24 protein-coding genes are annotated in these 19235 nt (G+C 65.1%); 10 read left to right on the top strand and 14 right to left on the bottom strand.

The features are described from left to right. Nucleotide 1 precedes the first annotated feature (1 nt). Nucleotides 2–1381 (bottom strand): DUF222 domain-containing protein, encoded by a 1380-nt coding sequence (locus tag ACQPX6_RS12260; RefSeq protein WP_433787591.1) that lies wholly within the window; start codon nt 1379–1381, stop codon nt 2–4. A gap of 69 nt (nt 1382–1450) precedes the next feature. Between ACQPX6_RS12260 and ACQPX6_RS12255 the strand changes: the two genes are divergently transcribed. Continuing rightward, the gene (locus ACQPX6_RS12255) at nt 1451–1573 is read left to right on the top strand and encodes a hypothetical protein (protein ID WP_433787590.1); all 123 of its coding nucleotides are present in this window, start codon (nt 1451–1453) and stop codon (nt 1571–1573) included. Here the strand turns inward: ACQPX6_RS12255 and ACQPX6_RS12250 are convergent. From ACQPX6_RS12250 to ACQPX6_RS12230, 5 genes are read right to left on the bottom strand one after another with little or no spacing between them, the layout of a single operon-like run. Beyond that, on the bottom strand, nt 1570–2106 hold the full coding sequence (locus ACQPX6_RS12250; RefSeq protein ID WP_433787589.1) for a putative immunity protein: 537 nt from the start codon (nt 2104–2106) through the stop codon (nt 1570–1572). The two genes, ACQPX6_RS12255 and ACQPX6_RS12250, sit on opposite strands and share 4 nt — an antisense overlap. Before the next feature lie 13 nt (nt 2107–2119). After that, a complete protein-coding gene (locus ACQPX6_RS12245) occupies nt 2120–2287 on the bottom strand; it encodes a hypothetical protein (RefSeq protein ID WP_433787588.1) in 168 nt (55 codons plus the stop codon). Between the two features lie 24 nt (nt 2288–2311). After that, complete coding sequence (locus ACQPX6_RS12240; RefSeq protein ID WP_433787587.1) at nt 2312–2446, bottom strand: hypothetical protein; 135 nt, start codon at nt 2444–2446, stop codon at nt 2312–2314. Beyond that, nucleotides 2443–2961, bottom strand: a complete 519-nt coding sequence (locus tag ACQPX6_RS12235) for a methyltransferase domain-containing protein (protein ID WP_433787586.1) — start codon at nt 2959–2961, stop codon at nt 2443–2445. The genes ACQPX6_RS12240 and ACQPX6_RS12235 overlap by 4 nt, the downstream gene beginning before the upstream one ends. Further along, a complete protein-coding gene (locus ACQPX6_RS12230) occupies nt 2958–3515 on the bottom strand; it encodes an ArsI/CadI family heavy metal resistance metalloenzyme (protein WP_433787584.1) in 558 nt (185 codons plus the stop codon). Before ACQPX6_RS12230 ends, ACQPX6_RS12235 begins: the two co-directional genes overlap by 4 nt. Nucleotides 3516–3605: 90 nt before the next feature. On the opposite strand from ACQPX6_RS12230, the gene ACQPX6_RS12225 reads away from it, so the two are divergent. Genes ACQPX6_RS12225 through ACQPX6_RS12215 form a run of 3 tightly spaced genes read left to right on the top strand, consistent with a single transcriptional unit; the run spans nt 3606 to nt 5531 of the window. Further along, nucleotides 3606–4001 carry an ArsR/SmtB family transcription factor gene (locus ACQPX6_RS12225; protein ID WP_433787582.1) on the top strand — a complete coding sequence of 132 codons (396 nt, stop codon included), beginning with the start codon at nt 3606–3608 and terminating at the stop codon, nt 3999–4001. Further along, on the top strand, nt 3998–5113 hold the full coding sequence (gene arsB, locus ACQPX6_RS12220) for an ACR3 family arsenite efflux transporter (protein WP_433787581.1): 1116 nt from the start codon (nt 3998–4000) through the stop codon (nt 5111–5113). The genes ACQPX6_RS12225 and arsB overlap by 4 nt, the downstream gene beginning before the upstream one ends. Next, nucleotides 5106–5531 (top strand): arsenate reductase ArsC, encoded by a 426-nt coding sequence (locus ACQPX6_RS12215; protein ID WP_433787579.1) that lies wholly within the window; start codon nt 5106–5108, stop codon nt 5529–5531. The genes arsB and ACQPX6_RS12215 overlap by 8 nt, the downstream gene beginning before the upstream one ends. Before the next feature lie 35 nt (nt 5532–5566). On the opposite strand, the gene ACQPX6_RS12210 is transcribed toward ACQPX6_RS12215, so the two are convergent. The 4 genes from ACQPX6_RS12210 to ACQPX6_RS12195 form a co-directional block, all read right to left on the bottom strand. Beyond that, nucleotides 5567–6202, bottom strand: a complete 636-nt coding sequence (locus tag ACQPX6_RS12210; RefSeq protein ID WP_433787578.1) for a maleylpyruvate isomerase family mycothiol-dependent enzyme — start codon at nt 6200–6202, stop codon at nt 5567–5569. Beyond that, nucleotides 6199–6693 carry an SRPBCC family protein gene (locus ACQPX6_RS12205; RefSeq protein ID WP_433787577.1) on the bottom strand — a complete coding sequence of 165 codons (495 nt, stop codon included), beginning with the start codon at nt 6691–6693 and terminating at the stop codon, nt 6199–6201. Before ACQPX6_RS12205 ends, ACQPX6_RS12210 begins: the two co-directional genes overlap by 4 nt. After that, nucleotides 6690–7058 (bottom strand): ArsR/SmtB family transcription factor, encoded by a 369-nt coding sequence (locus ACQPX6_RS12200; protein WP_433787576.1) that lies wholly within the window; start codon nt 7056–7058, stop codon nt 6690–6692. The genes ACQPX6_RS12205 and ACQPX6_RS12200 overlap by 4 nt, the downstream gene beginning before the upstream one ends. A gap of 1073 nt (nt 7059–8131) precedes the next feature. Further along, nucleotides 8132–9028, bottom strand: a complete 897-nt coding sequence (locus ACQPX6_RS12195) for a DUF4231 domain-containing protein (protein ID WP_433787575.1) — start codon at nt 9026–9028, stop codon at nt 8132–8134. A 612-nt stretch (nt 9029–9640) separates the two neighbouring features. Here ACQPX6_RS12195 and ACQPX6_RS12190 point away from each other — a divergent pair. After that, nucleotides 9641–10369 (top strand): creatininase family protein, encoded by a 729-nt coding sequence (locus ACQPX6_RS12190; RefSeq protein ID WP_433787574.1) that lies wholly within the window; start codon nt 9641–9643, stop codon nt 10367–10369. A gap of 214 nt (nt 10370–10583) precedes the next feature. On the opposite strand, the gene ACQPX6_RS12185 is transcribed toward ACQPX6_RS12190, so the two are convergent. Next, entirely contained in the window at nt 10584–13094 is a 2511-nt protein-coding gene (locus ACQPX6_RS12185; protein ID WP_433787573.1) for a TIR domain-containing protein, read from the bottom strand. Then, nucleotides 13091–13924, bottom strand: a complete 834-nt coding sequence (locus ACQPX6_RS12180; protein ID WP_433787571.1) for an SAM hydrolase/SAM-dependent halogenase family protein — start codon at nt 13922–13924, stop codon at nt 13091–13093. The genes ACQPX6_RS12185 and ACQPX6_RS12180 overlap by 4 nt, the downstream gene beginning before the upstream one ends. Nucleotides 13925–14151: 227 nt before the next feature. Between ACQPX6_RS12180 and ACQPX6_RS12175 the strand changes: the two genes are divergently transcribed. The 3 genes from ACQPX6_RS12175 to ACQPX6_RS12165 all read left to right on the top strand — a co-directional run bounded on the left by ACQPX6_RS12175 (nt 14152) and on the right by ACQPX6_RS12165 (nt 17231). Continuing rightward, the gene (locus ACQPX6_RS12175; protein ID WP_433787569.1) at nt 14152–14619 is read left to right on the top strand and encodes a GNAT family N-acetyltransferase; all 468 of its coding nucleotides are present in this window, start codon (nt 14152–14154) and stop codon (nt 14617–14619) included. Between the two features lie 674 nt (nt 14620–15293). Next, nucleotides 15294–16562: a hypothetical protein gene (locus tag ACQPX6_RS12170; RefSeq protein WP_433787568.1), complete on the top strand. Its 1269-nt coding sequence runs from the start codon at nt 15294–15296 to the stop codon at nt 16560–16562. A gap of 111 nt (nt 16563–16673) precedes the next feature. Then, nucleotides 16674–17231, top strand: a complete 558-nt coding sequence (locus ACQPX6_RS12165; protein ID WP_433787567.1) for an HD domain-containing protein — start codon at nt 16674–16676, stop codon at nt 17229–17231. Here ACQPX6_RS12165 and ACQPX6_RS12160 read toward each other — a convergent pair. Then, entirely contained in the window at nt 17219–17686 is a 468-nt protein-coding gene (locus tag ACQPX6_RS12160; protein ID WP_433787565.1) for an NUDIX hydrolase, read from the bottom strand. The two genes, ACQPX6_RS12165 and ACQPX6_RS12160, sit on opposite strands and share 13 nt — an antisense overlap. A 10-nt stretch (nt 17687–17696) precedes the next feature. Next, entirely contained in the window at nt 17697–18440 is a 744-nt protein-coding gene (locus ACQPX6_RS12155; protein WP_433787564.1) for a DUF5919 domain-containing protein, read from the bottom strand. Nucleotides 18441–18592: 152 nt separating this feature from the next. On the opposite strand from ACQPX6_RS12155, the gene ACQPX6_RS12150 reads away from it, so the two are divergent. Further along, nucleotides 18593–18952, top strand: coding sequence for a hypothetical protein (locus ACQPX6_RS12150; RefSeq protein ID WP_433787562.1), 360 nt, complete (start codon nt 18593–18595; stop codon nt 18950–18952). Continuing rightward, nucleotides 18949–19197: a hypothetical protein gene (locus ACQPX6_RS12145; protein ID WP_433787561.1), complete on the top strand. Its 249-nt coding sequence runs from the start codon at nt 18949–18951 to the stop codon at nt 19195–19197. Before ACQPX6_RS12150 ends, ACQPX6_RS12145 begins: the two co-directional genes overlap by 4 nt. The last annotated feature ends 38 nt before the right edge of the window (nt 19198–19235 follow it).

The following is a 19235-nucleotide window of genomic DNA, read 5'->3' as shown; positions in this document are numbered from 1 at the left end:
CCTACCCAGCCCGTTCTCGACGGCCACCCGGGACACGGGACTGGCCGCCGAGGCGTGGTCGTTGGTCGGGGTCGATCCACGGCGGTGGTGTGAACCAGGGCAGTCCGTCGATCATGTCGATGACCCAGTGGTCGTGGTGGACGACGAGGTGGTGGTGCTGGCAGAGCAGCACCATGTTGTTCAGGTCGGTGTCGCCGCCGTCGAGCCAGTGGTGGATGTGGTGGGCGTGGCAGCGCCGGGGTGGTCGGGTGCAGCCGGGGAAAGCGCAGCCGCCGTCTCTGAGGTTCAGCGCGCGGCGGATGGCGTCGGTGGCGGTGCGCGCCAGGCGCCCCACGTCGAGGGGCTCGGACTTGGAGCCCAGGACGATGGGGATGATCTCGGCGTCGCACGCCCACCGGCGGACGGTGGCGGCGTCGGCGAGGTGCCCGGAGTCGAGGGTGCCGTGGCCGATGGCGGCCTGGAGCCAGCGGTGGTCCATGGTGATGTTCAGGAGCGGGCGCCCCATCGAGCGGGGCGGCTGCCGGCGTCGGAGCGCTGCCGGCGGCTCGGGCGTGCGCGGCGCGGGGATCAGCGCGTCCTCGACCTCCGGCTTTGATCCCGCGGACTCGGGCTGAGGCTCGCTGGAGTCTGCGGTGGTGTCGTCGTCGGCCAGGATGCCGCCAGCACTTTGCGCGCCGAGCACGAACTCGACCAGCGCCCCGGCCTGCCGGTTGCCCAGCGTCCGGTCGTCGTCCGGACCGGCCGGGGTGGAGGCGGCGTCGAAGCCCTCGCGGACGATCTCGGCGTTCACCGTCCCGCGGAAGGTCGCGGTCATCCGCAACGTCCCGTCACGCCGCGAAGAGATCAGCAGCTCGTCGTCGCGCTCCTCCCGCGGATCCGGCGCCGCCCCATCCGGGTCCAGATGCGCGAGCACCCGCGCCGCCGCCCGAGCCAGCGCGTCGGGCGAGAGCTCGGTCGCGTCCTGGGCCAGCGTCGCCTCCGCCCACACCCAGTCCGCGGGATCGAGTCCATCGACCTTGTCCAGCCGCGCCATGGTCCGCCGGATCACCGCCACATGCCCCGGCCCGATCTCGCCCGCCGCGTAAACCGTCGCCGTGCACGGCAGCCGCGCCGGCAGCGGCTCCCCCGACAACGCGAGCTGCGGGACCAAGTCGGCGGTCTCGTCGACCAACCGGTCCGCGTCACGCCGGTTGAGCCGCCCCAGGTCCTCGAGCAGGCGTTCGGTGAACCGGTCACCGGTCTGGCGCGCGACGCCCAGGCGCTGCAGGTCGGCGACGTCCTCGAGCAACCGGTACTGAGCGGCGTGCAGCGCGGTGATGCCGTCCCGGACCCGGTCGAGCGCCTCCCGCTCGACCTGCCCGACAACCCCACCTTCGCTCATGTGTTCGAAGATAGACCCGACCCCCGACAGTCCCGCCCACCAGCGAGAACCGCCTCGCCACCGTCGTCCGTGCCCTCCTCCGACGCCCGCGCGCTGGCGGAGATGGCGCCGGCCGAGCACCTGCCCGACCGGTGGCGGCACGTCCAGTCGGTCGCGCGGGAGGCCGTGGCGGCCACGTGTGGCGGCCTCTAGCCGACGCGGCGGAGCACCTCGTCCAGGTCGCGGAGCAGCTTGCCGACCCGCCCGCCGCCGGCCGGCGCCGCCGGGAAGCGCACGAGGACGGCGACGACCTCGGCGGGACAGCGCTCCCGGGCCCGCGCGAGGTGCTCGACCGCGACGTCCTCGTCACCCCCCGCCGCGAGCTCGGCCGCCCGCGCGGCGTGGGCGGGGGCCCCGAGGACGTGCTTGACCTGGTGGGCGTCGGCCAGGGGGTGCAGGTACGCGGCGGAGGCCGCGGCCATCGCCGCCCGTGCGGCGTGCTCGGCCGCCTCGTCGTCGGTCTCCCCCGCGGCCCGCAGGGCGGCCCACGCCGTGTCGCGCAGCGCCTTCCCGCGTCGCCCACCGCGGGCGAAGGCCCACGCGGCGTCGATCGCATCCCGCGGACGGGGGTCAGCGGGGTGCGCGCTCGCGTAGAGGCCCAGGACGGTGCCGGCGCAGCCCGCGGCGAACCCGGTGACCGCGCGGAGGTCGTCCGTGTTCAGGAGGACCTCGCCGGTCTCCGCCACGGGCGCCGTCCTATCAGCCGGCGTCGTCGTGGTCGAGGGAGGACGACACCCGGCGGTGCGCGTCGGCCTGGGCGAGCAGGGTCCGGGCCTTCTGCTCCACCGCCTCGACGGCGTCGGCGCCGGCGGCCCAGCGCCCCGCCCGCGCGGGTTCGTACTCGTGGTGAACCGCCTGCCGGTCCATCGGTCGAGTGTGCGCCTGGCGGGTTCAGGTGCGCGAGGCCTGAATGATGGCGGAGAAGACGCCGGCGCTGACCTCGTTGGTGGCGGTGACGGTGACGGCGACGAGCCCGGCCTCCTCCAGCTCAATGCGGTAGGCGCTCTGGCGCAGAACGTCGGTCATGCCCCGACCGATGCGGCCGCCTCCGAGACGGTGGCCGCGTCGGCCTGGTCGTCGGCGACGAGGTCGGAGACACCGATCCGTCCTCCCGGCCGCAGCACCCGAGCTATCTCGGCGAACACCGCGGGCTTGTCCGCCGACGGGTTGATCACGCAGTTGGAGATGACCACGTGCACTGAGGCGTCGGGCAGCGGGATGGCCTCGATGTACCCGCGGAGGACCTCGACGTTGGTCGCGCCGGCTTCGGCGGCGTGCCGGCGGGCGAGGTCGAGCATCTCGTCGGTCAGGTCCAGCCCGTAGGCGAACCCGTCGGGACCGACGCGGCGGGCGGAGAGCAGCACGTCCAGCCCGGAGTCGGACCCGAGGTCGAGCACGGTCTCCCCGGCGACGAGCTCGGCGACCGCGAGCGGGTTGCCGCAGCCCAGGCTGGCCGGCGCGGACCTGGCCGGCCGCAGCCGCGTAGCGGGTGCGGACCCGCTCGCGCGCCGCAGCGACCCATCCAAGTGATCGGTGGTCATGCCACGCATCCGCAGCCCGACGCGGTCTTGGCCTCGGTGGCGGTCACTCCGGGCTCGGTGGCCTGCTCTTCGTGCGAGCAGCACGCGGTGACCCCGCAGCACGTGGAGGCCTCGTTGGTTTCGACGCTCGCCGCGCTGGTGCCCTGGTCGGGCATGGTGGTGATGATTCCGTTGGTGCCGAAGTCGGGGGAGTCCTCCTTGACGGTGTAGACCTCCCACGGCTCCTGGCCGGGGCCCTGGACCCAGACCTTGTCCTGGCGGGCGTAGCAGCAGGTGGTGTCGTCCTCGACCTGCGTGAACAGCCCGAGCTGGTCGAGCCGCTCGGTGGCGTCGTTGACCTCGTCGGTGGACTCGACCTCGACCCCGAGGTGGTCCATCACCGTCGGCCGGTCCGCCTCGCCCTCCAACAGGACCAGCTTCAACGGCGGCTCAGCCACCGCGAAGTTGGCGTAGCCGGGGCGCCGCTTGGCCGGCTCCACCCCGAACAGAGAGCTGTAGAAGCGGATCGAGCCCTCCAGGTCGGAGACCCGCAGGGCGAGCTGCACACGGGACATGGATGTCCTCCTCGAACTCCTCCGACGCCTGCTTCGATGTCGGTCGAACCAGAGGTTGCACTCTGGTTCGACGCATGTCAAGGTAGATGCATGTCGAAGCAGGGTGACGAGGAGCGGGTGCTGGCCCAGCTCGCCGAGGTCGTGGGGTGCTGCGAGCCGCTGGTCCGTGAGCCCCTCACGGCGCAGCAGTCGATCGAGCTGTCGCGGGTGTTCAAGGCGATGGGCGACCCGGTGCGGCTGCGGCTGCTCTCGCTGATCGCCTCCCACGTCGGCGGCGAGGCGTGCGTCTGCGACCTGACCGACGTGTTCGACCTGTCCGGCCCCACGATCAGCCACCACCTCAAGGTGCTGCGCGAGGCCGGGTTGATCACCGGCGAGCGGCGCGGGACCTGGGTCTACTACCGGGTACGTCCCGAGCTGCTCGCCACGGTCTCTGCGGTACTCGTGCCCGCCGGACGCGAGGCCCTGCCGGTGGTCGAGGCGTGAGCACGGAGAACCTGACCTCGAACGACCCGGGCGAGGCTGGCGTCGTCGCGAAGCTCTCCACCCTCGACCGGTTCCTGCCGATTTGGATTCTCGCCGCGATGATCGTCGGCCTGCTGGCCGGCCGGCTGATCCCCGGGCTCGGCGAGGCCCTGGGCGCGGTCGCCATCGACGGGGTCTCGCTCCCGATCGCCCTCGGGCTGCTGATCATGATGTACCCGGTGCTGGCGAAGGTCCGTTACGACCGCCTCGACACCGTCACCGGCGACAAGCGGCTGCTGGTGTCGTCGCTGGTGCTGAACTGGGTCATCGGGCCGGCGCTGATGTTCGCCCTGGCCTGGCTGCTGCTGCCGGACCTGCCCGAGTACCGCACCGGTCTGATCGTCGTCGGGCTCGCCCGCTGCATCGCGATGGTCATCATCTGGAACGACCTCGCCTGCGGCGACCGCGAAGCCGCCGCCGTGCTCGTCGCCCTCAACAGCGTGTTCCAGGTGATCGCGTTCGGTGCCCTGGGCTGGTTCTACCTCGCGGTCCTGCCCGGCTGGCTCGGGCTGCCGACGGCCGGGCTCGACGTGTCGGCCTGGGCCATCGTCCGCTCGGTACTGATCTTCCTCGGCATCCCGCTGCTCGCCGGCTACCTCACCCGCCGCTTCGGGGAACGCGCCCGCGGCCGCGACTGGTACGAGACCCGCTTCCTGCCCCGCATCGGACCGTTCGCGCTCTACGGACTGCTGTTCACCATCGTCATCCTCTTCGCCCTCCAGGGCGACGCCATCACCAACCGGCCCCTCGACGTCGTCCGGATCGCCGTGCCGCTGCTGATCTACTTCGCGCTGATGTGGGCTGGCTCCTACGCCCTCGGCCGTGCCGTCGGACTGGGCTACGAGCGCACCACCACGCTCGCGTTCACCGCCGCCGGCAACAACTTCGAGCTCGCCATCGCCGTCGCCATCGCGACCTGGGGCGCCACCAGCGGCCAAGCCCTCGCCGGCGTCGTCGGCCCGCTCATCGAGGTCCCGGTGCTGGTCGCCCTGGTCTACGTGTCCCTCTGGCTCCGCCGCCGGCTCGTCCCCGCCACCGATCCCGCGCTCGACCAGGAGGCCCGCCGTGCCTGAGCTACCTGAGGTGCTGTTCGTCTGCGTGCACAACGCCGGCCGCTCGCAGATGGCCGCCGCCCTGCTCGACCACCACTCCGCCGGCTCCGTCCGCGTCCGCTCCGCCGGCTCCGCGCCCGCCGACACGATCAACCCCGCGGTCCGGCAGGTGATGGACGAGCTCGGGATCGACCTCTCCGACGAGGTCCCGACCAAGCTCACGACCGAGGACGTCGACACCGCCGACGTCGTCATCACCATGGGGTGCGGCGACGCCTGCCCCGTCTTCGCCGGCAAGCGCTACCTCGACTGGCAGCTCGCCGACCCGGCGGGCAAGGGCGTCGACGACGTCCGCCCCATCCGCGACGACATAGACGTCCGCGTGCGCGCGCTGCTCAGCGAACTCACCCGAGCCGCGCACCCGGCCCTTCCTCTCTGACGCTCGCACCGCTGATGGCCAACGGGGCGGACGAGTTACCCGGCGGGCATGCGCGCCGCGAGGGTGGGCTGCCCCGGCCCGGTGAGTTCGTCGACGGCGTCGGCGCGGCCGGCGATCGCCATCAACAGCGGCTCAGCCGGGCCTTCGACCGCAGGCCCCTTCCCGGTGGACCAGTCCACGTCGGTGGCGACGAGACGGAGACCCTTGATCCTCGAGGACGCCCGGATCGGTGGCGCGATCGTCGCGAAGGGCAGGGCCGCGGCGAGTCGAGCCCGAGGCACCTCGCGGGGCGCCCCGAGGGCCCGGCGGATGTCCTGATGGTGGATCAGGCCGTCGACCAGCCCGATCCGTCCCCCGAACCGCGCGGTCAGCCCGGCCGGCCGGAGGTGGCCCTCCAACTCGGCGAGCAGCTCGTCCGGAGTGAGCGACCGGTACTGGTCGACGCCGACCTGGTTGGCCCGGTCGGGATCGAACCGGCCCGCCGCGAAGCGCCCGACCAGCCCGACCGGCCCGAGGTCGTCATAACTGATGATGTGGGCGACGACGTCACGGACGCTCCACTGCGTACACAGCGTGGGTGCGTCCCACCGCTCGGGCGGAAGCCCACCCAGGAACTCGGCCAGCTCGGTGCGGTCGTCGCGGGCCAGACGCCTCGGGTCCTGGTCGGTCACGACGGGCCCTCTCCGGTCTCGGCGGCGACCATCCGGGAGTAGGCAGCGAGCAGCGCGACCCAGCCGCCGCCGCCGTGCTCGATGGCACCGTGGACGCCTTCGCCCCCGACGAGGCGCTCGAAGTGGCGGTGCTCGACCTCCACGGTGGTCTGCTCGGGCCCGTCGGCGTGGAACCGCACCTCGATCTCGCTGGCGTGCGACGGGTCGGGGTCGAACTGCCAGTCGCCACCGATCTGCCAGGTGAACACCACCCGCTCCGGGGGCTCCCAGGCCAGGACCCGGCCCCAGTCGCACTCGCTGCCGTCCACGCCGCGCTCGAACCACCGGCCGCCCTCGGCGGGTTCGAGGATCACGTCGGCGACCTCGGCCTGACCGATGTGGTACTGCCGGGGCCACCACGCCCCGAAGGAGCCGGTGAACAGCGCGAAGGCGCGGTCACGGCTGATGTTCACGGTGGTCTTGCCCTCGATCGCCGGGATCGGCGTGGTCATGGCTGCTCCTTCGAGGAGTGATCGCGGTGGTCGGTGCCGTGGCCGTCGGTCTCGTCGGCGACGGCTTGCTCGGCGAACTTGTGGAAGTCGGCGAGCGCGTGCTCCCAGACGCCGTCGAGCCAGCTCCGCAGCGCGGCGACACCCTGCGGGTCGAGCCGGTAGATGCGCCGGGTGCCTTCAGCGTGGGCGACGACCAGGCCGCCGTCCTTGAGCGCCTTCAGGTGCTGGGAAACCGCCGGGCGGCTGATCGGGAGTTGCTCGGCCAGCTCGCCGACCGAGCAGGGCCGACGCGCCAGCGTCTCGAAGATCGCGCGGCGCATCGGGTCGCCCAGCAACCCCAGCCCGGCATCTCGGTAAGCTGACACGAACGGTAAGTCTAGGGCGACCGAAGGGGCGTGCGGTACCGCTCAGGCACGAAAAAACCCCTGGCCGACGGCTCTGGTGAGCCTGTGACCAGGGGCTTTGCTGAGTGGGCGATACTGGGATCGAACCAGTGACCTCTTCGGTGTGAAGCCTGACCGGCCATGGGGCCGACCGCCGCCAAGGACCGCTGGGAGGGCCTGATCTGCGTCTTCGTACTGGCCAGCGCCAGGAGGCAGCGCACCGGGCTGAGCGGCGAGTTCCCGTGATGTTCCTGGATCGCCACCTGCGTCACGCCCAACAGTCTGACCTTGACTCGATCTTTGACAAAACTATCGGCCGCCACACCTACCTCGTCAGCTGGGAACCACTGCCGTCCGCGGCAAGGGCGCTCTGAATCACCCAACGTGCCCGTTCCGTCCGAGGTGTTACGAATTCGAATTACACACTCTGTTTTGGGGCAGGTGTTGATCGGCAATTGGCGGCTTCGAGCTCGGCGGGTGGCACGTCGCCGCGGAGCCGCGCCCTCGAGCGACCAGCTGGCCGCGTCCGCGAATGCCGCTGTATCGAGCTGCCCGGATGGACAAAGCACGGAACTCGGAGCGACGCGGCAGACAGGTAGACGGGTTGGAAAGCTTCGCCGTGCATGGCCTGTTGGGCTCTAGCCGCCCTGCGGTCGAGCCGTGCAAAGTGCCACGACTTCAGCCCGGCGCCTGCCTTGCCTACAGGTCCCCACTGCTTCCCGCATAGGCCGCCTCTCTCGTCGCGATGGCGGGGTCCAGGGTGGGCGAAGCCCATCGCGGAGCGACGCGGAGGCGCCCTTGACGCCGACGGCGCGACGTGGATGCTCACCGGCCGAGGGAGTAGCGCCAGCCTCCAGCCTCAAACTACTCCGAAGCGCACCTTGGTACGGCGGTAGGCAAGCGGGCGTTAGGAGGAGCGAGTTCGCGCAACGTCGGACAAGTCACGCAACCACCGCAAGGAAAATAGGCAATTCGACGTCGACCCCAAGCAACGCTGATGCTGCGGTCGCCAAATACCTCCACTGTCGTCTATGCCATCCGAAAGGCGCACGGCGTTAGCGGTGAGGCCTTGCCAGCACGCCTCGAGAGGCGCGCCAGAGCGTATGCTCCCGCGAAATACTTTCCTCGGCTTCGTCTATGAACCGAGGCCAGTCAAACTCAGAGACTCGTTCGGCCTCAGACCTCACGGATCGCAACTCGTGCGCGGTGATGGAATAGGCACGTGAGAGCTGGCCGTACTGCCTGGTCTGTGCCCACGATGCGGCCCCTCCTACGATCGCCGCAATAATCCCCAACAGATCAAAGTCAATTGCACCAGAGACGCGTAAAGCCGCAGCGACCAAACCTATGAATTCTAGACATATTGTCAGCACCAGAAAAGCGATCCGGCGACGCTCGTTAGACTGTGCTTTGCCCGTGTACCAGTTCTGCTGATCTATGAGTCGACAGGTTAGATAACGATTCTTTCGGCCTTCATAGGACTCGGAGCGAAGCGTACGCAGCGATGGAGGAATGTCCTGACCCGCACCATCGGTCGGAACGGGAACGTACTCCATGTCTTGCCCGACCGCTCGCAGTTGCGACCGAAATTCGCTCTCAGCTTCGTCCTGCCCCATAGTCGGATCAAAGGGATCGCCGCCCGAAGCGTAGCGCCACGTGAGGGTTTTCACAGACTCTGCGATGGCCCGGCCTTCGTACCACTTCTTCTCAGGCACAAGCGCGAGAATAAGGACCTCGGCAGTGAGGGCCACGACAAATGATACGAGCGCCAGCCAGCTCAACACATCAATCGTGTCAATATGCCAACTGACGGCGCCCCCCAAAGCCGCGGCGATGAGCGCACCGAGCCGAATTCCAACCAGGCTCATGTAGAGTCTCTGCCCGTCGGCTGAGGCGCGCTCCGCTGAAGCGAACATTGCAGGGAACTCGAGACCGTCGACATCTGTCGCCACCGACGCATCGTACCGGCCAGTCAAGTACCGCGGACGGTGTGCGTGCCGGCTATCTTCTGTGCAACTAGCCCCGGCGCGTCGAGCGACGTAGTGAGGGCCCGCCTGGCGTCGCCCACCAAATTCGAATTACGGGCGCCATTTCACGCGGTCCGTTTCGAGCCGCACATCGACGCCTTGATACTGCTGCATAACCCGCCAACAATACTTTGCATCGCGCCTGGGGCCAGGGAAAGAGCGAGCCTCGCGGCGAAGCCAACCCTAGGACCCATTGCGATCCTGCACAGCACTACCCTCCGTCCCCCCCGCACCGATACACGGACTACCCCCGATCAAGACTGAGCCGTCGCTCAGCGACGCCTACGGCTGCTCACCTCCACAAGCGTGCGGCGGCTCGACCAACTCTCAGAGTAACTGGCCGTGCACGTTCGGTGACGGCTGCGCCGTCCGAGAAGATCATCCGTCGTACCGAAGCCCCGAACACTACGTACACGCCGCGCCAATTTTGCCGACGGGACCTCCGAATCCTTGCAATCGATCGGGCTTCTGGCAGAGTGCGATGCGGCCGCGTGGTGCCGGCCGCCGCGCAGGTCCGTCAACAAGGGGGAGAGACGGGTGCCAATTTCATGGGCAATCACCGATCTAACCACAAACGAGGTCGCAGAGTGCATCCAAGAAAGTGACGCCGTCCTAGTACCCATCGGGGCGGTGGAACAACACGGGCCTTCCTGTCCGGTCGGCACAGACATGATTCTGGCTCAGTATATCGCTCCACGTGTCGCTGAAGCGGCCAACATTCTCTATGGTCCGGTGCTCCCGGTTGGAGATTCTCTAGTATTCACATCGTTCCCAGGAACGATCGCACTCAGACCGTCAACGCTCTTTGCCGCGACGGTAGACTATGTGACCTCTCTCCACAGAGCTGGATTTCGTAGGTTCTTGATGCTGGGTACCCACTGGGACAATCACTTCCCAGTGGCTGCGGCAATGTCAGAACTGGCCGATTCTCTGCCAGAGATGCGCTTCGCCATAAAGGACTTCTGGGAGTTCTCACTAGTTCAGAAGATAATGCAGGAGGAATTCGATGAGGCTGGCGGACATGCCGACGCTGCGGACGTTGCAATGTTACTTGCCATCGACCAGTCATATGTTCGGCAAGAGCTCTTAACCGCCGAGTTTCCTCCCGTGAAATACCAAGTCGGCCGGACCCTTCTCCGACAGTTTATGACGGAGTCGGGCGTAATAGGGTCAGATCAACGTAAGGCGACCGTTGAGGCTGGCGAGCGACTAATTGAGGCCGTGATCGATGGCTATCTCGCAGTCATCGAGGACTTGCGCCATTAGTTGGCGGATATGGTGGGATGCAGCAGGAGAGCACTGTCACAGGACGAACGAACTCGCACAACTTGCTGGGTGGTGTCGGGGCGTCGTCAGAGTTCCCTACATCAACAGCAGAGTCAGTGCGTTAATTCGATCACCGAGAATCCCGGAGCTGAATCGCAGCCATTCTGAAGATTGCATCTCACATACTCGGCGCGTCGGCGCACAAGGATGCATATCAGTTTTCAGCAACCAGCCAACCGGAACTGGCGACTCGCTCTGCTATCGCTCGATCTAGGTTCGCCACCACCTGTGTGTAACGCGACCGCGACATCCGCCCGATAAGGAGCGCCGCTAGTGTCGTGATCTCCGAGTCGCCACACTTATTGAAGACGTCCAACAAGTGTTCGATTCTCATGCCCTCGACGATCCGCCGCCCGAGCGCATTGTCGTAGTATGAGATTACACTGAATGCATACGCGACGTTCTTCAGCGACTCCTCCACCTCGAGGAGTCGAAGTAGTAAGCGCTCGTCGATCTTCTTCAGGAGGCTCGCGCCTGGGCGATTGTCCGCAACTGTCAACTTACCGCACATTACCGGTCGTGAGTACGAGAACGCTTTGATGCAGATGGAGCTGTTCGCAAGCAGGTTTTGCTCACTTGCAGGCGAACTGACTGCCGTTATGGTTTGTTCGTCGATTCCGCCCGCTCCTAATCGACGGACAACGTCCTGCTGGTATCTGTCGAACTGATCGAAAGGTGTGATGTACGGGCACTCAATGATCGGACCCGCCGAGCTCTGTTGGGTATCCTGACTATTCGCATGGACCAAGGTCTTCCCACGTTTGACAGAGTCACCCGAGACAAACCACATCGGAGCGAGCAGATGAACAATTGGGACTATACTGTCTTGGCTGTTGAACATCGAGATGAGACGCTCCGACGAGACTAGCATTCGGTTCATCAGCTCAGTGGAAAGCCGGAAGTTCTGCCACTCGAAGTTGATGAAGATCTCTGTCAGCCGAACAAGGTCGTCTTGTTCCATCATGAGGTCGAAGATGGCGTCGATGGTTTCCGGGCTCGTGCTGATTGTCGACGCCACATCGGTGCGATTACAGATATGTCGCGAGATCACATCAATGGAATGTGGACGAAACTGCAAGTAGAGTCGTACCATGTTCTCTACAACTCGTCCCCTGACTGCACAGCGCGACAAAATCTCATCTCGCACGAGTGCCTGAACTCCGTGCACTTGCTGAAGGGTATCGGAGTAAGCGATCCCGACCGCTCGATGCGGTAACCCGACGAGGCCCCACTGCTCCTCGATTTCTCCGTCGCGCACAAGGTTGGCGATCGTATCCTCGGCTATCGCGAGGCCAACTCTACCCTGATCGGACCCGCCCGTCAGAAAAGAGCGTTCGATATGAACATCGTACAGCGACCACGTGGCGATCGCGGACAAGGCGAGTAAGCCAGCCGCACCATACTTTTGCCGTACATTCTCCAGCCTGCCAAGGACATACTTTCGAATCCCAGCCTTCGAGTCGAGTGTGGCCTGGACGGAGCTCGAAGTGTCTTTATCGCTCGCATGTACATCTTCCAGCATGCCCAACAGGCAGAAGTTGAGGTGGTGGAGATTGTGGTTGCACAGGTCAACCAGATAGGAAGTAGTCGGCAACTTGCCCCGATCGATCTGATGCGTATCGCTGAACGACGTGATAATTCGATCGGCAACATCAGAGCTAGACACAATCGTCCGGAGCGACGGTTGCTGCAGCGCCCACGCCACTGGGCTCTCGTCCAACATCGCATAGTACTTCGGAATATCCCGCACGAGGCTCAGCAGTATCTTCACTGAGGGCGACGTCCGTCGCAATTGTCGGACGACGGCACTAACTTCATTGAATGCGAAGTGAACATTATCTATTAAGAGATAGAAGCTTTCGGACACACTCAACACGCTAGTGAACTCGGAGTTCAGCTCCGCAATGCCGGCGTTGTCAGTGCGGCGAAGCTGACCCACGTCGAGGTAATAGCTTTGTGTATTGGAGTGATCTACCAGTACTGACGCGATTTCCTTGATGAGGGTGGTCTTACCTGAAGCAGATGGACCAACAAGGACGTGCAGCTTGTCGCTATCAAGACTGGCTATGATCTTGCGAGCCAGCTCTGGCCTGCGAGCTAGCGGCTTATCGCTCGGTGGATTGGGAAAGTCGTTCCAGGCTGGAATGCCAAACCGAACGTCGATAATTTCCGAGGATACGCCGGCGAAGTCGGATACTTTGGTTAGGTACCGAGTTGTCAGTGACGAGGGGAGAGGGTCAGGGCCCGCACCACGAATTCCAACTATCAACTGCTGCAGCGATTCGTAGCTATCTAGACTGGAACGGAAGTCAACCCAAGTCAGCCTAGTTAGGAAACCTGGCATCCGCGGTACGTCGGCTGGGTCAGGAGCTCCCGGCAGCAGAACCGGGACCACCCGAACATCCTCATTCCTTGCCCGACGGTCGAGGGAGTAGCGAATTTCCTCATTCGCCCACGGGCCGACGCCATCGGCGCCGAGGAATGCCACCACAACAGAGCACCGACTTAATGCTCGCTCGATCGACTCTTGCCACGGCTCGCCTGGTATAAGGTTCCGTCTGTCCCACCACGGCTCGATGCCGTTATCGATCAATCGCCGGGCCAAAATGCCCACGGCATCTCTGTCGGCCGAACTGTACGATAAGAACACGGCGTGCTCGCTCATGATCTCACTTCTCCGGAAGCTTCACTAGCAGCTAGAGATACTTGAAGGTTGTCGCCCCGACGAAGCGGATGCTCTTCGACAAACGACCCGAGATTCTTGGCTATCTCCACTCGCCCATAGTCATCTTTAAGGATCACATTTTCGTGGGGTGCAACGTCGCCGAACGTTCGGCTGACCCGCACCTCGAGTTCGTTGTCGTCTGGGAGCCGTACTCGAGCGGTGGTTCCTTCGATTGCGCCCATCTTATCCCATGCCTCGTGCAGAATATTGAGGTGGACTGATCCAAATCTATTGATTTGTATTACAGTAGCCATCAGTCGGTCGCCATCGACGAGCGCCTCGTCGTATGGAGCAGGTGCAAGCGATGTCGCCTGCAACTCTTCTCCGAAGTCCTCAATAGGTACTCCGTTGGCAAGATGCGCGGCTGCGGGCACGAAGACATCTCGCCCGTGAAATATGGGCGATACGGGGAGGCGCATATAGCTAGGGTTCGTGATCTGATGAACCCTTACGGTTCCGCCGAGTATGCGTGAGGCAGGAACCAGAACACCGTTATCAGGGCCAATCAGGTAGTCGCCTCGGTTGACCTGGCAAATGATCCCTCGTCGGTCTGTGCCGACGCCTGGATCGCAGATGCAAACGTGGCATCCCACGGGCAGATATCGCGCGGTTTCCAGAGTACGCGCAGCGGCCGTTATGTCGAACTCCGGGAGGCCATGCATAAGATGGATTAGCCGCACCTCGGGGGCGATTGAGTAGGCGGTCGCCTCCATGATCCCAACCCCCTGTGATTGCACGCCAAAGTCACTTGACAGGCTGATGATGGTCATTTGCTCTCCTGTCTAGCAGGACGGTGCCTTTCCGGGCGGCAGTTTCTCTGGGATTTCGTTGGCGTACATCATGGAGTCAGGCTAGAATCACGCCGGCATGTCAGTCTACGCTCGTCGGAGGGCCCTCCAGGGTCGTTGGCCTTTGGGGGTCCGCACCAGCCAGGCTTACACAGCGCCGCAGGGAGCGTGAGGCTGTCGCGCGCGCAACGACGTCGTCCGGAGGAACCGTGGCAAACAAGCAGCCGGCATCGGGAATCTCGTGCCGCCGAGTAACCACTATTCCTGAGTTTGTAGAGGCTATTCGTATCCGGGTTGACGTCTTTATAATAGAGCAGCACTGTCCGCCTGGCTGGGAACCGGACCCCGAGGACCGGAATGCGGATCACTTTATTGCACTCGTCGACGACGTCGTGGTGGCGACGGCACGACTTCGTCGGGACAGACCCGGCTCCAGGAAGATCGAACGTATGGCGGTGCGTGGCAAGAACCGTGGGTGCGGAGTTGGCGCAGAATTGACTAAGCACGTTATCCAGTCTGTGCGAGACGATGGTTGTCATAGACTATGGCTGCAAGCACAGGTGCAGGCAAGCGGCTTCTATCAACGTCTTGGCTTCCGCGCGATCTCCGGCGAGTACGATTTCCATGGCTTGAACATCCCGCATACTACGATGGAGTACCACCCATTGAAAGCCTGATAGCTTGGAAATCGTGCGCGCTGGCTAACGTCGGCTCACTGAAGTGAGTGAACGATGCCTCTTCGGCGTGGACATCGTCACCGAAGGCAGTAGATCATCCGCTCGCGCCATACACGTCGCGCTAGGCGAGGACGTCATCCGGTCCGTCACGCACGTTGCCGAAGGCACACTCATCAAGGTCTCCGCTCACTGGGCTGGTCTTGCCCTTCCAGGTTATCGCCGCCTCGTACCTTTGACGTTACTGATCGTCTAGACTGCCAAGCAGCGCGATCAGTCCACTGCGCTCGGAAGACTCAGAGGGGCGTCGGCGGGCCTGGGGGTTGGGGCCGTCCCGGCCTCAACCGCGCTCGCTCTCACCTCGGCCGTAGAGGCTCGCCACCAGGAGGTAGGGCGTTCCCTCGTGCCCGTTCTTGGGCCGCGCGGCTCCACCTGTCCTGCGGTGGGGTGAAGGCTTGACACGTCTAGCGCTGCTCGACGGCTGTGGCCGGGCGTGCCCGCGCCGGCCGCCGGGCCGGAGGCAGGAGGCGAGCCGGCTGCGGCGCCGCCCGATCCCGGCCCGTGAGGGCCGGCTTGAAGACGTACAGAAAGTCCTCACAACGCGGGGTTCTCCCCGGCGCGCGAACGACTAATCCCCTGCCGCGCGGGGCGAGCAAGATCACGTATAGACTGCTGTCGTGGCCGAAGATCATGAATTGCCTGCCGAGACTCCGGCGAGTTCTAGCGGGGACGGCGGAGCGATTGAAACCAGCCCAACGCCTGAAGCGACGCCGACTGCACCCGCAACACGATCGAAGTCTCGCCGCGCTCGCGTTCCGCGCTCGTTCCCTGCGTCGTCCTTCTTCGAAGCACTGGCATTAGCCGAGGCTATTCAAAAGCACGCAGCTGGCCAAAGAGTTCGGCGCCTTACTCTCTTTGAGAGGATGGGCCGCTCTGCTGATAGCGGTGCGAGCCGGCAGCTAGTCACCAACTCGAATCAGTACGGCATTACTCGGGGGAGCTATACCGCAGAGTGGATCGAGCTAACCGACGAGGGTCGCGCGGCGTCCAGCGACGACACCCCAGCGCGGACCGCCCTCGCTGCACAGCTACTTCTCGCTATCACACGGATCGACCCATTCAATTCGCTCTACGAGCAATTCAAGGACAATCGAGTCCCTAGCCCTGCGGTACTGCAAGATCACGCGGTCGAGCAAGGTACGGCAAGGGAGGTGGCTGGCGAATGCGTAGAGACATTCCTTGCCAACTGCCGAGACCTTGGGCTAGTCCGCACCTATGCGGGTGCCGAGCGAATGCTAACAATTGAACACGTCGTAGACGAAGCTGGGGAGGATGTCCGAGATTCCGAGACTGGTGATCTGGTAGCCGATGAGGACCCCGGACAGGCGTTCAAGTCTGCGCCCATTCATGGCCCGGCGGTCTCGCGGAGCTGGCCTGACTCACCAATCGACATGTCTGATGTGTGTTTCTTGGTGTCGCCCATTGGGGCCGAAGGCTCCGAGCAACGAGAACACGCCAACCTCGTCTTGGGTTCGCTGCTCGAGCCAGCACTCACGTCTCTCGGGCTGAGGTTGGTGCGAGCCGACCAAATTAGCAAACCAGGCATGATTACCGGGCAAGTTATCGAGCACATTGTCAAGGCACCCTTAGTCATCGCTGACCTCTCGTATAGCAACCCCAATGTCTACTACGAGTTAGCACTTCGTCATGCCTGCAGGAAGCCGGCCGTCCAGGTAATTCGATCCTCGGATCGTTTGCCGTTCGATGTTGGTCAATTCCGAACGGTGACAATCGACATGACAAGCATTTTCACGTTGGTGCCGCAGATTGATAGTTATCGCGCCGAGATCGCGCGGCAATGTCGACTCGCTCTGGACGAGGATGGCCCAGCGGAGAGCCCACTCTCCCTGTTCTATCCCGGGTTTTGGGACCAGTATGCTCGCTAGCCAGCTGGCGGCGCCGTACGTAACCACTGCATGCTGCGGCGACCTCAGCCTCGTGAAGGATGGGCGAGATTCGGCTGTTGCGGACTGTCGTCGAGCGCTACAGTTCTAGCCGTGCCCTCTTTCGCCGATGCGCGTGCACTCGCCGAACTGACGCTCGGGGAGCATCTGCCCGATCGGTGGCGACATGTACAGTCGGTAGCGAGGGAAGCGCTCCGGATTGCCGACATCGGCGATATCAGCCGCGACGCTCTGACTCAGTCGGCGGTCTTGCACGATATCGGGTACTCGCCAATCGTGGCCCGCGTGGGTTTCCACCCACTCGACGGCGCGCGTTTCCTCGCTGCACATCAGTACGGTGAGCGTGTCGCCAGCTTGGTCGCCCATCACTCAAGCGCAATAACGGAGGCTGGCCTCCGCGACGTTGCTGGCCTGGACGCCTTCGAGGATGAGGCGAGCCCCACGCGTGATGCTCTCTGGTACTGCGACGCGGTCACCGGTCCTCAGGGGGAACGACTGAGTCCTGATGAGCGGTGGACGGAGATAAGGACTCGCTACGGCGCGGGCCACGTCGTTGCTCAGTTCCTCGAAATCGCGGAGCCGGTCTTGCGGGCTGCGGTGGCGCGCACGCGCGCTCGGATGGACGCGGCGGGAGTCCCTCAGTCGACGTGAGGTGCCTGTTGTGCGAGGCCGTGTTGGACGCGCCGGCGCATAGTCGGGTGCATGTCGAGCTGGTCGATGTCGGCAGGCTCGATCCAGCACACGCGTCGACTCTCGTCGCTGGTCGCGAGTTCGCCGCCAGTTGCTCGGGCTCGGAGGCACAGCGAGTACTCCTGGCGGACCTCGCCGTCGTCGTAGGCGATGACGTGGCGAGGATCGGAGTAGACGCCGACGATACCGGTGACCTCGACCTCGAGTCCGGTCTCCTCGCGGGTCTCGCGGACACCGGCCTGGCTGACCGACTCGCCGAGCTCCTGCCCGCCACCGGGCAGCGCCCACAGGCCGTTGTCGGTGCGCTGGATGAGCAGGATCCGGCCCTGGTCGTCGAGTACGACCACGGCGACGGCGACGACGAGGCTGTTGGCGGCCGGTGCCGTCGGGTCGTCGTAGTAGTCGGTCTTGCCCACGTCACCAGAACTACCACTTCGGCGCCTTCGCGGCCTCCCACACGGTGTCGAAGCTCTGCGCGTAGGTCTCGAACATCAGCCCGGCCGAGAGCCGGCGCAGGTGCATGGCCGGGGCGTGCGGCGCTGGGGCGCCGTAAACGTGCGGGTTGACGATCATTTCGTCGTCGTAGCGGTAGATTGAGTTGTAGAGCGTCGTGCCGTGGCACCTGATGTCAACACCGGACGCGTCGGCAATGCGCCCGAAGAACGCAAGCGCGTTGCGAATCTTCGCCGAGATCGCGTTGCGGCCGATGCCCTCGTCGGTGCTGCGTCGCATCACCTCGCGGCTGTTCGGGTCGCCGAACAACAGGCGGACCCGGCCGCCGTCCGCACCCTTCTCCCGCAGCGCGGGTAGCAACGCCGGGTTCTCGGTAAGGAACATGCCGACGTACACGAGGATGTCCACGCGCGAGGTGGCGTCGCTGAGCAGCCGGTCCCACAGCTCGCGCGGCACGGCGTTGCGGCTCGGGTAGACCTTGACGACCTCGGAGCCCGAGACCTCGTCGATCTTCTGGTCCGAGTGGGCCGACGGCCAGAGGTACGACTCGGCCTCGGCCAGCATCTGCGCGACCGTGCGTCGATGACGGGGGTAAGGGACGCGGTCCTGAGTGATCCAACGCTCGACGGTCTTGGGGTCGACGCTGGTCCGCTCGGCGACGTCGTCGAGTGTCACTCCGCCGCGGTGCAGCGCGTCGCGTAGCCGTTCATTCGCCACGACCGACACCCTTCGTAGGGACGTCTAGGACGTCCAAGGCTCTCAAGGACGTCCGTAGAAGTCCAGCCGTGTGGTGTGGTCGTCCCGTCGGTTTCCGGAGTCTTCGTGGTGCCCCAAGCCCGGGGCCATCGCGGAAGTCCTCGGAGGACGACATGGCAATGATCAAGGTGGACACCTCGGACACGAAGTTCAGCGTGGGGGTGGAGCCGCGCCCGAAGAACGACATGGAGGGGCGCCAGCGCACCGACCGCATGACCGGCACGCCGCTGTTCGTCACGCAGCTGATCAAGCTGGACGACGACGGAGCGGAGATCATCGCGGTGACCACGCCCGGAGCCCCGGACGTCGGGCAGGGCGCGGAGGTGCGCCCGGTCAAGCTCATCGCGATCCCGTGGCAGCAGGGTCAGCGCTCCGGGGTGGCGTTCAAGGCCGACGCCATCGAGCACGTCCCCGCCACCACTCAGGGCATCGCCTCGGCCGCGCCCGCGCCGTCGAAGGGCTCAGGGTCGTGACCGCCGCCCGCAGCGAGGCCGTGTGGCACAGGCTCAACGAGAGCCACGCCGACGGGACCGAGTGCGTGATGTGCGAGCGCTCGTTCGGCTGGCCCGAACTCCCCGCGCAGTTCCAGCCCGACCCGGTGCCCGGCATCCGCACGGGGCCGGCGGGCATCGCAGGCGTCCCGGTCGGGTGCTCGCACACCGGCTCGCAGGTCTTCGCCTGCGTCGGCATCTGTTCGGCCTTGGCCTACCCGGACTGATCCGGGGGTCGGGGCTGGCTTCCCTGCAGCCCCGACCC

This window comes from Actinomycetospora sp. CA-101289, from assembly GCF_050955895.1.
In the GTDB taxonomy this organism is placed as follows: domain Bacteria; phylum Actinomycetota; class Actinomycetes; order Mycobacteriales; family Pseudonocardiaceae; genus Actinomycetospora.
The sequence above is the reverse complement of the archived record's forward strand: the minus strand, read 5'-3'. Positions and strand labels throughout refer to the sequence as shown.

Excerpts from the sequence above, each read along its gene's own strand:
- ACQPX6_RS12260 (WP_433787591.1), bottom strand. The coding sequence starts at position 1,381 with ATGAGCGAAGGTGGGGTTGTCGGGCAGGTCGAGCGGGAGGCGCTCGAC.
- ACQPX6_RS12245 (WP_433787588.1), bottom strand. The coding sequence starts at position 2,287 with ATGGACCGGCAGGCGGTTCACCACGAGTACGAACCCGCGCGGGCGGGG.
- ACQPX6_RS12240 (WP_433787587.1), bottom strand. The coding sequence starts at position 2,446 with ATGACCGACGTTCTGCGCCAGAGCGCCTACCGCATTGAGCTGGAGGAG.
- ACQPX6_RS12235 (WP_433787586.1), bottom strand. The coding sequence starts at position 2,961 with ATGACCACCGATCACTTGGATGGGTCGCTGCGGCGCGCGAGCGGGTCC.
- ACQPX6_RS12230 (WP_433787584.1), bottom strand. The coding sequence starts at position 3,515 with ATGTCCCGTGTGCAGCTCGCCCTGCGGGTCTCCGACCTGGAGGGCTCG.
- ACQPX6_RS12225 (WP_433787582.1), top strand. The coding sequence starts at position 3,606 with ATGTCGAAGCAGGGTGACGAGGAGCGGGTGCTGGCCCAGCTCGCCGAG.
- ACQPX6_RS12205 (WP_433787577.1), bottom strand. The coding sequence starts at position 6,693 with ATGACCACGCCGATCCCGGCGATCGAGGGCAAGACCACCGTGAACATC.
- ACQPX6_RS12185 (WP_433787573.1), bottom strand. The coding sequence starts at position 13,094 with ATGAGCGAGCACGCCGTGTTCTTATCGTACAGTTCGGCCGACAGAGAT.
- ACQPX6_RS12180 (WP_433787571.1), bottom strand. The coding sequence starts at position 13,924 with ATGACCATCATCAGCCTGTCAAGTGACTTTGGCGTGCAATCACAGGGG.
- ACQPX6_RS12150 (WP_433787562.1), top strand. The coding sequence starts at position 18,593 with ATGGCAATGATCAAGGTGGACACCTCGGACACGAAGTTCAGCGTGGGG.